General features: G+C 63.2%; 13 protein-coding genes and 1 pseudogene. 6 read left to right on the top strand and 8 right to left on the bottom strand.

The genetic code is table 11. The features are described from left to right. From C0Z19_RS22365 to C0Z19_RS22340, 6 genes and pseudogenes are all read right to left on the bottom strand, one after another. Positions 1-181, bottom strand: a pseudogene (locus tag C0Z19_RS22365) (sulfate adenylyltransferase subunit CysD); the annotation flags it as partial. A 73-nt stretch (positions 182-254) separates the two neighbouring features. Continuing rightward, entirely contained in the window at positions 255-1043 is a 789-nt protein-coding gene (locus tag C0Z19_RS22360) for a sulfite exporter TauE/SafE family protein (RefSeq protein WP_199180791.1), read from the bottom strand. 134 nt (positions 1044-1177) lie between these two features. Next, positions 1178-2305: a sulfotransferase family protein gene (locus C0Z19_RS22355; RefSeq protein ID WP_102612018.1), complete on the bottom strand. Its 1128-nt coding sequence runs from the start codon at positions 2303-2305 to the stop codon at positions 1178-1180. Between the two features lie 20 nt (positions 2306-2325). Further along, a complete protein-coding gene (locus tag C0Z19_RS22350) occupies positions 2326-3351 on the bottom strand; it encodes a hypothetical protein (RefSeq protein ID WP_102612031.1) in 1026 nt (341 codons plus the stop codon). A 1-nt stretch (position 3352) separates the two neighbouring features. Beyond that, positions 3353-4057, bottom strand: coding sequence for an adenylyl-sulfate kinase (gene cysC / locus C0Z19_RS22345; protein ID WP_102612017.1), 705 nt, complete (start codon positions 4055-4057; stop codon positions 3353-3355). 170 nt (positions 4058-4227) lie between these two features. Next, complete coding sequence (locus C0Z19_RS22340) at positions 4228-5913, bottom strand: methyl-accepting chemotaxis protein (protein WP_102612016.1); 1686 nt, start codon at positions 5911-5913, stop codon at positions 4228-4230. Between the two features lie 382 nt (positions 5914-6295). Between C0Z19_RS22340 and C0Z19_RS22335 the strand changes: the two genes are divergently transcribed. The 5 genes from C0Z19_RS22335 (at position 6296) to hutG (ending at position 10361) form a co-directional block, all read left to right on the top strand. Further along, positions 6296-7042, top strand: coding sequence for an IclR family transcriptional regulator (locus C0Z19_RS22335; protein WP_102612015.1), 747 nt, complete (start codon positions 6296-6298; stop codon positions 7040-7042). A 56-nt stretch (positions 7043-7098) separates the two neighbouring features. Then, positions 7099-7848, top strand: a complete 750-nt coding sequence (locus tag C0Z19_RS22330) for a transporter substrate-binding domain-containing protein (protein WP_102612014.1) — start codon at positions 7099-7101, stop codon at positions 7846-7848. A 79-nt stretch (positions 7849-7927) separates the two neighbouring features. After that, positions 7928-8596: an amino acid ABC transporter permease gene (locus tag C0Z19_RS22325; RefSeq protein ID WP_102612013.1), complete on the top strand. Its 669-nt coding sequence runs from the start codon at positions 7928-7930 to the stop codon at positions 8594-8596. 5 nt (positions 8597-8601) lie between these two features. Next, a complete protein-coding gene (locus C0Z19_RS22320; RefSeq protein ID WP_102612030.1) occupies positions 8602-9384 on the top strand; it encodes an amino acid ABC transporter ATP-binding protein in 783 nt (260 codons plus the stop codon). Further along, positions 9381-10361 carry a formimidoylglutamase gene (hutG, locus tag C0Z19_RS22315; protein WP_425330302.1) on the top strand — a complete coding sequence of 327 codons (981 nt, stop codon included), beginning with the start codon at positions 9381-9383 and terminating at the stop codon, positions 10359-10361. The genes C0Z19_RS22320 and hutG overlap by 4 nt, the downstream gene beginning before the upstream one ends. Positions 10362-10379: 18 nt before the next feature. On the opposite strand, the gene C0Z19_RS28520 is transcribed toward hutG, so the two are convergent. Both C0Z19_RS28520 and C0Z19_RS22305 read right to left on the bottom strand, forming a co-directional pair. Continuing rightward, on the bottom strand, positions 10380-10547 hold the full coding sequence (locus tag C0Z19_RS28520; RefSeq protein WP_175084082.1) for a hypothetical protein: 168 nt from the start codon (positions 10545-10547) through the stop codon (positions 10380-10382). A gap of 125 nt (positions 10548-10672) precedes the next feature. Then, positions 10673-11299, bottom strand: a complete 627-nt coding sequence (locus tag C0Z19_RS22305; protein WP_102612010.1) for a LysE family translocator — start codon at positions 11297-11299, stop codon at positions 10673-10675. Between the two features lie 671 nt (positions 11300-11970). Here C0Z19_RS22305 and sap1 point away from each other — a divergent pair. Next, positions 11971-12315, top strand: a complete 345-nt coding sequence (gene sap1, locus C0Z19_RS22300) for a surface attachment protein Sap1 (protein WP_102612029.1) — start codon at positions 11971-11973, stop codon at positions 12313-12315. Positions 12316-12587: the final 272 nt, after the last annotated feature.

The raw sequence follows: 12587 nt of genomic DNA, 5'->3' as shown, positions 1-12587 counted from the left end.
CCAGATGCAGCACGACCACCGAGTCCTTGCCGCCCGAAAACAGCAGCGCAGGCTTGCTGCACTCGGCCACGAGCTCGCGCAGGATGTGGATCGATTCCGCCTCGAGCCAGTCGAGGTGGTCCATGCGCGGCCGCGTAGGGGGGCGGGTGTCCGCGTCAGCGTTCTCTATAAGGAGGCACATGATGTTCTCTTCAAATCTTGATAAGGACAGCTTCAAAACGCGTGTGGTTTGCGCGATCGACGGATCGGGCGCGCTAGCCGACGCTCCGGTAGGCGATATAGGTGGCGATCAAGAGCAGCAATCCGGCGAAAATGCGGCGCAACGCATGGCCTTTGACGGCGATGGCCTTTGCCATACGCATGCCCCCGTGACCGCCCACGACGCCGCCGACAACCAGTGCGAGCGCGAGTGGCGCGTTCACTTTTCCGGCCAGCGCGTAGTTGGCCGCCGTCGTCGAGCCGAATGCGACGACCGATACGAGCGAGGAGGCCACCGCTTCGAGCATGGGCACCCGTGCGATGAAATGCAGCGCCGGCACCGACAGGAAGCCGCCGCTGATGCCGAAGAAGCCGGCCACGCCGCCAACGGCCACGCCCGCCCCGGCAGTCGCGAACGCTCTGCCCGGCGCGCCCGGCGCGGCCATGCCGCCGCTGGCCGCTTGCACGGGCGAGAACATCAAAAGCGCAACGACTGCGACGATGGCCGCAAGCAGAAGCATCAGGGCGCCGCCGTCCACGCGCAGCGACCAGCGCGATCCCGCGAATGCGCCCGCCATGCCGGCGGCGGCGAACACGGCCCCCGTGCGCCATTGCACGAGGCCCGCCCGGGCGTATGAGACGAGGTTGACGAGCGCCGTTGCGGAAATCGCAGCCGCTGTGGTTCCGATCGCGACATGCGCATCGCCGACCTTGACGAAATAAAGCAACAAGGGCACGGACAACGTGCCGGCCCCGCCGCCGACAAGACCCAGCGCGAAGCCGATCGACAAGCCGGACAGGCAGGCAAGCGCGACTTGCGTCTGTAATGTCATCGCGATCGACATGATGGTGTTCTCTCAGGGTGCACGGCCTCCACCGTCCGGCGTGCGCGTCCATTGCGCGCTGCGTCCGGTGCGGTGGAAGGTAATGTGGGTCGCTCGTTGATCAGGGGCGCGCTTATCGCTTGCGCGCGGCGCGGTCAGTCATGCACTTCGAACGCTTCGGTCAACTCGTCGAGTTTCCCGGCTTCGTCATGGCGCTGCGTCGCGCGCGCGGCCGCCCATTGCTCCATCCGTGCACGCACAGTCGCAAGATATTCGGCACGGTGCCGCCGCAGCGCGAAGTCGCGAAAGTTGCTGCGCTCGAGCGTCTGCCACGCCTGCCCCCGACCGAGGTCGGAGGTTGCGCGCGCGGCGTCGAGCGTCTTCGCATCGATCGCTGCGCCGCCGTCCGTCATGCGCTCGTAGCCGTAGCGCTGCATGTAGGGGCCCGTCAGCGTTTCGATGATCGCGATTTCCTCCATCGACAGGGCCTTCTTGTACTTGTCGATGTTCGCGGCGATCGGTGCGAAGCAATTGGACGACCACAGGGCCGACATCCGCGAGATCTGTCGCGCTTCGGCCGAGTGCGATACGTCCAGCATCTTCGGCACGAACGCGATGCCGAAGAAGCCGCAGATCTCCTTCAGCACGGCTTCTTCGTCAGCCAGGAAATCCTCGTAGCGGACCGTCAGCGTCCGTTGCGGATAGTGCTCTCGAACCCTGTCGGCAGCGCGATGCGCCTCGACCCAGGTTTGCGCATTGAGGAGCGTATCGAAGTCGTGAATGATCGCCTGATTCATCGACGCGATCTGCGCGCGCGGATCGCGCACGACGTTCAGGAACCGCATGTCGGGAAAGAGCCGCATCAGTTCGTCGGCGTAATGCACGCTGTCGAGCGATTTGTCCATGACGACGCGGGCGCCGTTGTGCTCGCCCGCTCGCAGCAGCAACTCCCAGACGATCCGATGCACACTGCGCGGCTCGTGACGGATCGCTTCGAATACGTCCACCGGATCGAACACGATGCCGGGCCACTTCACCATGCTCGCCGCCTGCAACCCGACGACGTCGGTCACGAGCCGGAAGTAGGCGCGATCGTCTTGCAGGTCACCGTAGAGCGGCACGATCGGCATGAAGTCGACGATATGCAGCGGGTAGGGCGAGTAGAACCCGTCGCTCAAATTCAAACGCAGACGCAATGCGTGGCTGCCGCAGCGGCGCAGCGGAATCATCAAAACGGGCCGCGGGCGCGCACCGGGCGATGCTCGATGGGGTAGTGAGTTCATGCCTGGTCTTCCTCGGTTTCTTATTTGCACGCGACAGCGGACATCGCATCGGCAACGCCCATCGTCGTGAAGTAGCTGAAAAATGCTTCGATAAATGTGTCGATCGCCGCGCCGGGCAGCGCGTTGACGCCCGCGGCGGCCCGTCGACCTCCGCCGCCGTCGAAGCGCTCGCATAACGCGTGGGCCGGGCGCGCGCCGGGCTGGGCCGAGCGCACGCTGATACAAAACGAACCGTCTCGCCGTTCGTTTAGGACTGCGAACGATTTGTCGCGTGACTGCGCCGCCAACAGGTTCGCGAACGTGCCGCAGATGCGGCGCGCCCACGGTGCGTCGGGCAGCACGTAGACGGCGCCATCGTCCGACGTGCGATAGGGCGCGATCGCATCGACCTGCGCCAGATCCTGCCAGTAGCCGTGCTCGAGCTGCGCGAAGCAGCCGGAAGCCGCGACGAACTCGAGCGGGTCGTCGAACAGATGCAGCTCGCGATAGAGCGCATCGGGCCGCATATGCAGATCGTCGAGCGATTCGCCGTACGCGTTGTAGTTGAGCAACCGCCCGAGCGTCGCCAGCACGGCGATCTCGTGCTGGGCCATACCGTGCGCGAGCGCGAGGCGGCGGCCAGTCGTGTCGAGATTGTCGCCGAACGCGGCGGCAATCGCCCAAGGCCGGTACCGGCCGCCAAGCATCCGATCGACGATGACGCTCGTACACACTTGCGGCGATTCATCCCACGCAAACTGCAGCCGCGGATGGTCGAACGCGCACCGCGCGCTGTGATGGTCGTAGTAGGCGACGCAAGCACCGGCTTCGAGCAAACGCTGCAGCGCATCGAGGTTGGCATCGAGCGAGACGTCGAGCACGGTCACGTCGATAGCGGATTCGCAGGGGACGTGTCGCAGTAAGGCGATATCGCGTTTGACACCCGTAATGCACAGCGCCTCGCGCGGCTGCGCCAACCGCAACTGATGCAACGCGCACAGGCCGTCGGCATCGCCGTTGAATACGTCGTAAGCGAGCACGGGGGCCGGCACCGGGGCCTGATCCATTTCAACCGCGTTGCCCATCTTCATGCTCCCGGTCACGCCGTCGCAGGTAGTCCAACAGTTGCGCCGCCGCGCCGCCTTGCGGCAATCTCGCGGTATCGAGCGAGAGCGCGGGTGCGAGCGGCGGCTCATACGGCGCGCCGATCCCCGTGAATTGCGCGAGTTCGCCTCGACGCGCTTTTCGATAAAGCCCCTTCGGGTCGCGCGACTCACACACCTGCAACGGCGTGCTGACATGCACCTCGACGAAGCGCGCGTCGCCGATGATCTCGCGCGCCGCGGCGCGATCGTCTCGCAGCGGTGAGACGAACGAGGTGATGACCACGAGGCCGACGTCGTTCATCACGCGCGCGACTTCTGCCGCGCGCCGGATGTTTTCCCGGCGATCGCGATCGGAAAACCCGAGATCGCGATTCAGGCCGCAACGCAGGTTGTCGCCGTCCAGTACGACGCACGGACGCGCCTCGCACCGAAGCAGGCGTTCCAGGTCGAAAGCGATCGTCGATTTGCCGGCGCCGCTCAAGCCCGTCAACCAGAACGTCATGGGCGGATGGCCGAATTGCAGTTCGCGCGCGTCTTCGGACAGGCTCCCGGCGTGACGGAAAACGTTGGCGTTGTCGCCACCAGCGCTCCGCCAACCGACGCTTCCCGATTCAACCTCGTACGCGGGCCAAGGCTGCGCGGCGCGAGCCTGAGCATTACCGTCCATGGGGCAGCATCCTTAGATTGAAGTTGTCGCAATAGAGGCGCTGTGCGCAGCGCGTCATGGCCTGCGCGACGCGCAACGTATGCACCCGTTTCGAAAACAACAGATCGAACCGACGAGGCCGCATCACGCAGCGAAACCTTTGCGTCGCCGATCCGCTTGAACAGCCTCGATCAGGCGGGCTCATAGACGAGCCGGCTGGCGTCCGGCGCGGCGAGCCGAGCCGGGCCTCGCGCGACGCTCGCGCGCTGCGACCCGTAAGCGCCCGACGCCGAAGCGGACGCGCCATGCCGCAACTTGAACACGCTGACGGCGGTGACGAGCGTCTCCGCCTGCTCGCGCATCGATTCGGCTGCAGCAGCCGCTTCCTCGACGAGCGCCGCGTTCTGCTGCGTCACCTGATCCATTTGTGTCAGTGCGAGGTTGATCTGCTCGATGCCGGTTGCCTGTTCTTCGCTGGCGCTCATGATCTCGTCCATGATCAGCGTCACGCGTTTGACGCTGTCGAGCACGTCTTTCATCGTCGTGCCGGCCTCGTCCACGAGCCGGTTGCCCTGTTCGACCTGTTCGACCGAGCCGCCGATCAGCGCCTTGATTTCCTTGGCTGCCGTGGCCGAGCGCTGAGCCAGCGAGCGCACTTCGGAGGCCACGACGGCGAAGCCGCGGCCCTGCTCTCCGGCGCGGGCCGCTTCGACCGCAGCGTTGAGCGCGAGAATGTTCGTTTGGAAGGCAATGCCGTCGATCACGGCGATGATCTCGACGATCTTCTGCGAAGCCTGATTGATCGAACCCATCGTTTGCACGACCTGGGAAACCACATCGCCTGCCCGCTCGGACACGACGGAGGCCGACGCCGCGAGCTCGTTCGCCTGCCGCGCGTGTTCCGAATTGCGTTTGACGGTTGCCGTCAGCTCTTCCATCGAAGCAGCCGTCTCTTCGAGCGAAGCCGCCTGCTCTTCGGTGCGCGAGGACAGATCGAGGTTGCCGCTCGCGATCTGCCCCGCGGCCGAGGCAATCGCACCGGTACTGACGTGGACCTGGCTCACGATGCCGACGAGGCTTTCGCGCATGGTCGCCATCGAGTGCATGAGACTTGAGTCGTCGCCGGGCTTCACAACGACGTCCGTCGACAAATCGCCTGTCGCGACGCGATCGGCGGCCTCGGCGGCATCGGCAGGTTCGCCGCCGAGCTGCTTGACGATGCCGCGCGTGATCGTGATCGAGGCGACCACGCCGACGACGAGCGCGCAAAGCGCCAATGCGAGCATACCGATTCGGCTCGATGCGTACGATGCCTTTGCGTCGGCGGTCAATGCGTCGTTCTGTTTGCGTTCAAGCGCGCGCAACTGACGCACGGCGCCCCACCATTTCGCCTGGATCGGCCGCAACTCGAAGCGAAGTAGATGGTAGGCGGTATCGCGCTGGCCGGCCAAAGCGAGGTCCTTCGCCTTCTTCATCAAAGGCAACGCCAATTCGCCCTGCTGTTGCACTTGCTGCAGCAACGACTTCTCTTCGTCGCTCGTGCCGGGCAAGGCGAACATCGTCACGAGCTTATTGCGGCTGTCGTCATAGATGGCCGTTTCTTCGTCGAAGCGCTTCGACTCGATGGCGATTTGATCGGCTTGGTCTGCTTGCAAAAGAAGCAGGTTGCGCAACGCCAGCGCGCGATTGGAAATACTTTCGTCGAGCCGATTCGCCAAACCCGCTTGCACGGAGTTCACGTCGGTGATGTCGGTCATCGACGACTCCAGCGTCGACATGCGAACGAGCGCGAATACGGTAACCAGAACGAGCAGAGCCGAGACCAGCGTGAAGCCGATTCCGAGGCGACTCGCTACCTTCATGTGGGATAGATTCATTTTCTCTTCGCTACCTTTGAGAAAGGACGTCTCTCATACGCCCATTGATGCCATCGGCGGAAGCCGACGGTGATAAGCGCCATGAACGGCACATCCGCAATTAGCCTTAAGTGTTTTTTCGGATGGAATCGTTTTTAATGACGAGAGAGTTGGTCAAAAAAAGGGGACGGATGACTTTAGGTATGACAAATAAAAAAGGCAACCGAGCACCGTAGCCGTCTCCCGTCACGCTCGGTTTGACGATCGTCAATGGTCCTTTTTTCATGTTCGTTAGGGGTAAACCCCGCCAGTCGAATCCCGTTCAATGGGAATCCGATTTTTCTTCGATGGGAATACTGAGGCATCCTTGACATCGACACGCTTTTGAACGGACCGATCTGTCATGCAGGACGCACCTGGAACCGGCGCCGAGCGAATCCTGCTCGTGCTTGCCTCGCTGGCCCACCACGGCAAAGCCATGACCGTGCGCGAGCTCGTCGGCAAGACCGGGCTCGCGCAAAGCACGCTCTATCGACAGATCGCGCTATTGAAGCGGTGGGGTTTCGTCTCCGAAGACGGCGGCCGCTATGCGCCGGGTCCGGTCAGTTTGCAACTGGCGCTCTCGTTCGATCTCGGCTCGCATCTGATCGAGGCCAGCCGGGCGGCCATGCAACAGCTCGCGCATGCCTCGGGCGAAAGCGTGGGCCTCGTCGTCGCGGTCAAAGAGCAGGTGATCTGCCTTGAAATGATCGAGAGCCTGCATTCGTTGCGTTGTTCGTTCGAAAAGGGCCGTGCCGTGCCTTTGAAAGCCGGCGCCTCGGCCAAATCGCTGCTGGCGTTCATGAACGAACGTCGCGCGTCGGACATTCTCGACACGATGTTCGCTGACGATGCACAGGGACGTGCGGAACTGGAAAAGCAACTGGCGACGATCCGCAGCGAAGGCTACGTCGTGAGCGACAGCGAAGTCGATCCCGGCGTATGGGGCGTGAGCGCGCCGATCTTCGCGCGCGTTGCACGTTCGAGCCCCGGTGTCGCGTCGATCACGCTGATGGCGCCCGTCACGCGCGTGCCGGGCCGCGAGGCCGCACTGATCGACGCCACCCGCCGCACGGCGCGCGACATCTCGCGCCGGCTGCAAAACGACTGATGTTTAACCGAATCGCCGGCCTGATGCGGCGTTGCCTGGAACCAAGGAGACCCTCGATGAAACCGATTCGCCTGCTCGCCGCCCTTTGCATGAGCGCGGCATTGTCCTTCGCTATCGCACCGCGCGGTGCCGTTGCAGCGGACGCCGCAACGCTCACGGTGGCCACCGATGCCACCTTCCCGCCGATGGAATTCACCGAAAACGGGGCACGGACCGGCTTCGATATCGACCTCATGAATGCATTGGCCAAAGCGATGGGCAAACAGGTGCAATGGACCGACATCGACTTCAAGGGGCTCGTGCCGGGCCTCGTCGCCCATCGCTTCGACATCGCGATTTCTGCGATCTACATCACGCCCGAGCGCGCGCAAGTCGTCGATTTCACGAAGCCTTATTACGCAGGCGGCCTCGTTGCGCTCGTGAAAGCGGGTTCGCCGATCAAGACGCTCGCCGATCTCAACGGTAAGAAGGTCAGCGTTCAGGTGGGCACGAAGTCCGTCAACTTCCTGCATGAGCACTACCCGCAAGTGCAGCGCGTCGAAGTGGAGAAGAACGAGGAGATGTTCGATCTGGTCGGCATCGGCCGCGTCGACGCCGCCGTGACCGGCAAGCCGGCGGCCTATCAGCTCGCGCGCACGCGTCCCGGCTTTCGCGTGCTCGACGAGCAACTGACGACCGAGCAGTACGGCATCGCCGTGCGCAAAGACGAGCCGCAACTGCGTGATGCCCTCAACGCGGCGCTCGATAAGATCAAAGCGGACGGCACCTATGCCGCGCTCGTGAAGAAGTGGTTCAGCAACAAGTAACCCGCACGTCGCGCCGTGGGTCGCGCTTCGCGCGCGGCCCGAAGTTTCTCTGAAGTTTTCTCGTTACGAACCGACGCTGATGGATCTCGACTTTTCTCCCGTCTTCGCGGGCTGGACCGACATCTTGCGCGGGGCCGCCGTCACGATCGAGGTCACGGCCGCTGCGCTCGTCGTCAGTTGTGCGCTCGGGCTGCTGATCGGCATCGGCCGGCTCGCGCGGCAACGCAGGTTTGTCTATGGTTTTTGCACGGCGTATCTGACGTTTTTTCGGGGCACGCCGCTGCTCGTGCAGCTCTTTCTGTTGTTCTTCGGACTGCCGCAGTTCAACATCATGCTGCCCGCCTTCTTCTGCGGTGTGCTCGGTCTGGGGCTGTATTCCGCGGCTTATGTGTCGGAGATCGTGCGCGGCGCCATTCAGTCGGTCGATCGCGGCCAGATGGAAGCGGCTCGCTCGATCGGCATGTCCTCGTCGCTCGCCATGCGCACCGTCATCCTGCCGCAGGCGGTCGTGCGCATGATTCCGCCGCTCGGCAACGAATTCATCGCGCTCATCAAGAATTCGGCGCTCGTGTCGCTGCTGACGATCGACGATCTCATGCATGAAGGACAAAAGATCATCAGCGTCTCGTATCGATCGCTCGAAGTCTATCTGGCGATCGCGCTCGTCTACCTTGTGCTCACGAGCACGACGAATTACCTGTTGCAACGTGCGGAGCGACGGCTGCGCGCGGGAGGAATGGTCCAGTGAACGCACTGCCGCAAGCACAGACCGCCGCGGGCGACGGTCCCATCATCCGCATCCGCGGCCTGAAGAAATCGTATGGCGTGCATACGGTTTTGAACGGGATCGACTTCGACGTCGCGCCCTCGCAGGTCGTCGTCGTCATCGGGCCGAGCGGCTCGGGCAAGAGCACGTTCCTGCGCTGTTGCAACGGCCTCGAACAACCGGAAGGCGGCACCATCGACATTTGCGGGCATCGGCTCGTCGACCAAGGCGTCATGCTCAAGGAAAGCGCACTCAATGCGCTGCGCACCGAAGTCGGCATGGTGTTCCAGTCGTTCAACCTGTTTCCGCATTTGTCGGTGCTCCACAACATCACGCTGGGCCCGCGCAAGCTGCGCGGTGTCTCTCAGCAGGACGCCGAGGCAGCGGCACTCGCGCTGCTCGAAAAAGTCGGGCTCGCGCATAAGGCGCAGGCGATGCCGGCCAGCCTGTCGGGCGGGCAAAAGCAGCGGGTCGCGATCGCGCGCGCGCTGGCGATGCGTCCGCGCGTCATGCTGTTCGACGAGCCCACCTCGGCGCTTGACCCCGAACTCGTCGGGGAGGTGCTGCAAGTCATGAAGATGCTGGCGAGCGAGGGCATGACGATGGTGGTCGTCACCCACGAGATGGGTTTCGCGAAAGAAGTGGCCGATGTCGTCGTCGTCATGGACGGTGGCGTGATCGTCGAAACCGGCACGCCCCAAACGATTTTTTCTTCGCCGACGCAGCCGCGCACCCGCGCATTCCTGCAAGCGGTACTCTCGCGCGCTTGACAGCCATGTTCGATGCATCCGTCTGGACCGGGCGCCGCGATGCAGGGGAGGGCGGCGATACCGCGAGGTTGTTCGAGCGCGTGCACGACTACGACGAATCAGCGCACGAACGAACGATCGGCGCGCCCGTGTTGATCGGCTTTGCCTGCGACGAAGGCGTTCGCCGCAACCAGGGACGCGTCGGCGCGGCGCATGCCCCGCGACGCTTGCGGCACGCGCTCGCCGGTCTGCCCGCACACCGCGTGACGCAATGCTTCGACGCCGGCGACATCGTCTGCGAGGGGGTCGACCTGGAGGGCGCGCAAGCGGCGCTCGGCGAGCAGGTAAAGCGCGTATTGACTGCAGGGGCACGCCCTATCGTGCTTGGGGGAGGGCACGAAGTCGCTTGGGGCACGTATTGCGGACTGCGCGGCTGGCTCGACGCGCGAGCGCTTACCGATAGCGATAGCGATAGCGATGTCGCCGTCATGCGCCGGTTGCTCGTCGTCAATTTCGACGCGCACTTCGATTTGCGCACGACCCGCCCCGGCAATTCGGGCACGCCGTTCGATCAGATCGCGCGCGAGTGCGAGGCGCGCGAGACGCCGTTGACGTATGCCTGCTTTGGCGTCAGCGAATTGGCGAACACGGCGGCGCTGTTCGCGCGGGCCGAGGCGATCGGTGCACACTACGCGCTCGATCTGGCCATGCAGGAGCGGCATCTGGGCGATCGGCTGGCAGAACTCGACCGCTTGATCGAAGGCGCCGACGACATCTATCTGACGATCGACCTCGATGTCCTGCCGGCCGGCGTCGCGCCCGGCGTTTCGGCTCCGGCTGCGCTCGGCGTGCCGCTCGCCGTCGTCGAAGCGATGGTCATGCGCCTGCGGACATCGAGCAAACTGCGTGTCGCCGATATCGCCGAATATAACCCCGAATACGATCAGGACAACCGAACCGCCCGCGCGGCGGCCCGGCTCTTGTACCGTCTGCTTTGAAAGAAGCGGGCGCCCGTATCAGTGCCGATGCAACAAACTGCGCAATGGATGCCGCCAGTCGACGCGGCGCGGCGACGCGGCGCGCGTCTGGCGCAAATGGTCTTGCCACAATTCGTCAGAAAAAAGAAACGCGACGATCAACAGCGGCAGCACGAGAAATGCGCCCAGAATCACTCGTTCGATCACGATGAGCCTCCCGTGCCACACCGGGCATAAGCGGAGAACGTGATGTCCATTCTATGCGCATGTCGCTCGGCTCGTGCGGCTCGACGCTCGGCCCGCGTGGGATCGCCCGCATTAAAAAAGCGCGTTCAGGTCGAAGCCTGCTTCCAGGCCGCGGCCAGCACGCCCGCGCCCACCAATAGCGAGCCGCCGGTGCGGTTGACCGCACGCTGCACAGAGACATTGCGAATGGCGCGGCGCGCCCCTGACGCCAACATCGCGTAGGTGAACGCGGTCGATGCCCCAAGGGTGATGAAGGTCGCTTCGAGAATCGCCACCTGCGGCCAAACGGGCGCGTGCAGATCCATGAACTGCGGCACGAATGCGATGAAAAACACGATGCTCTTCGGATTGAGCGCCGTCACGGCATACGCATGCGCGATCACGCGCAACGTGCGCGTTTCACCGGGTTCGGGTGCATCGCCGGTTGACACCGGTGCTCGCCAAAGCTTGACCCCGAGGTAGACGAGGTACAGCGCACCGATCCATTTGACCACGGTGAATGCCGTCGCCGATGCGGCCAACAAGGCGCCGAGGCCGCACATCGAAGCTGTCATCGACGTCAAATCGCCTAGCGCGACGCCGGCCGTCGTTGCCAGCGCGTAGCGCCGGCCATGGCCAAGCGCGTAAGAAACGACGAGTAGCGCGGTCGGCCCCGGAATGGCGATGACGATCTCCGATGCGAGGGCAAACGGCAGCCAGTGGGCAAGACTCATTTCGAACCTCTCCTTGGTGACGGAAACAGATGTGCGGTGCGAAGCCGCGCGGCGCTTGGGGCGATACCCGATGCACCTCGCAAAATGGGCAGCGCGCATAGGGCGCTTTGCTTCGCCCGGTCAAGGCAAATGCAAAGCCGTCGGACCGAGAAACGGATTTATCCATGGCTCGCGCAGCAAAGCAAGCCATCTCGCATCGGATGCTTTATTTCTACGTCTTTGCGTAGTACGGACTCGCGCCCTATCGGCGCTCATGATCGGTGCAGGGCGGGGCAACGGCAGGCATCGTTTTTGTCCTGTAGCTATTCCGTTATTCGGCATTGTCAGCAGCTTTTTTTGAACGTCTTTATGTGCAGTGCCGCAAAATGCTTTTTGGATTTATTAATTTGTTTAATTTAATCCCGCGCCGGCCGACGCCTTTCCCGCAAAGCCTTATCGGACGTCATTCCCGGTGCCGCTCGCCGCGCTCGATCCCTTGAGAACAAAGCGTTCGAGCGAGTCAAAGCGCATCCTGCGACGGGGGTCGCCCGGGTGCGACAATCCGTCGCTTTTGCGAACGCACACAAGATGTGCTTGAGCTTTTGTACGCATGTTCTAGGCTGAAATACGTGGGTTTTCGATTGCCTTTAAATACATAGCTAACCATAGTGAAAACCCGCATGGAGGCATATATGAAAAAGCCAGCCGGCATGCTTTTGGTGCTCATGGGATTGGCCGCCGTGGCCACGGTAGCGCAAGCGCAAGACGACGTCCTGCGACCGCAACACACATTCCAATTCAGGCCGAACGCCTATGGCTGCTTATCGAAGGATAAGCTCGACGCCGCCTATCAGCACGCGCAAGCGGGCGAACAGCAAAAGATGCAGGAATACTTCTCCGGCTATCAATGCCTGTCCGCGCCGGAACACGCCGATTTCCGCATCGTGCGCGTGGTCGGCCGCGACGTCGAATTCGTGAACGCAGGCAATCAGGACACAGAGGGCCTTTGGACGCACGCTGAATTCATCAAGCAGTAAGCGGCGCGGTCGGGTCACCTTTCACTGCGGCAATAACGCCCGGCGCTCGCGCGCCGGCGCATTGCGGGGCGCGTCTACGCGGCACGCTCGTCGCACGTTCATCGCCCGTTCGTTGCGCGCGCGACCGTATGCGTGCGTGCGGCTTGGTGCGTGTTCTTCATAGGCATATCCCGCGTAATCACCTACTACGGCTCGGCTACAGACCGAGCCGTTTGCCATTGGCGTCCCGGTTTTCGCTATCATCCCCGCCGACGGCGGTGCGCAATGACGCG

It is taken from the genome of Trinickia soli (assembly GCF_002879855.1).
Taxonomy (GTDB): Bacteria; Pseudomonadota; Gammaproteobacteria; order Burkholderiales; family Burkholderiaceae; genus Trinickia; species Trinickia soli.
The sequence above is the reverse complement of the archived record's forward strand: the minus strand, read 5'-3'. Positions and strand labels throughout refer to the sequence as shown.

Excerpts from the sequence above, each read along its gene's own strand:
- C0Z19_RS22305 (WP_102612010.1), bottom strand. The coding sequence starts at position 11,299 with ATGAGTCTTGCCCACTGGCTGCCGTTTGCCCTCGCATCGGAGATCGTC.
- cysC (WP_102612017.1), bottom strand. The coding sequence starts at position 4,057 with ATGGACGGTAATGCTCAGGCTCGCGCCGCGCAGCCTTGGCCCGCGTAC.
- sap1 (WP_102612029.1), top strand. The coding sequence starts at position 11,971 with ATGAAAAAGCCAGCCGGCATGCTTTTGGTGCTCATGGGATTGGCCGCC.
- C0Z19_RS22340 (WP_102612016.1), bottom strand. The coding sequence starts at position 5,913 with ATGAATCTATCCCACATGAAGGTAGCGAGTCGCCTCGGAATCGGCTTC.
- C0Z19_RS22355 (WP_102612018.1), bottom strand. The coding sequence starts at position 2,305 with ATGAACTCACTACCCCATCGAGCATCGCCCGGTGCGCGCCCGCGGCCC.
- C0Z19_RS22325 (WP_102612013.1), top strand. The coding sequence starts at position 7,928 with ATGGATCTCGACTTTTCTCCCGTCTTCGCGGGCTGGACCGACATCTTG.
- C0Z19_RS22335 (WP_102612015.1), top strand. The coding sequence starts at position 6,296 with ATGCAGGACGCACCTGGAACCGGCGCCGAGCGAATCCTGCTCGTGCTT.
- C0Z19_RS22360 (WP_199180791.1), bottom strand. The coding sequence starts at position 1,043 with ATGTCGATCGCGATGACATTACAGACGCAAGTCGCGCTTGCCTGCCTG.
- C0Z19_RS22330 (WP_102612014.1), top strand. The coding sequence starts at position 7,099 with ATGAAACCGATTCGCCTGCTCGCCGCCCTTTGCATGAGCGCGGCATTG.
- C0Z19_RS22350 (WP_102612031.1), bottom strand. The coding sequence starts at position 3,351 with ATGGATCAGGCCCCGGTGCCGGCCCCCGTGCTCGCTTACGACGTATTC.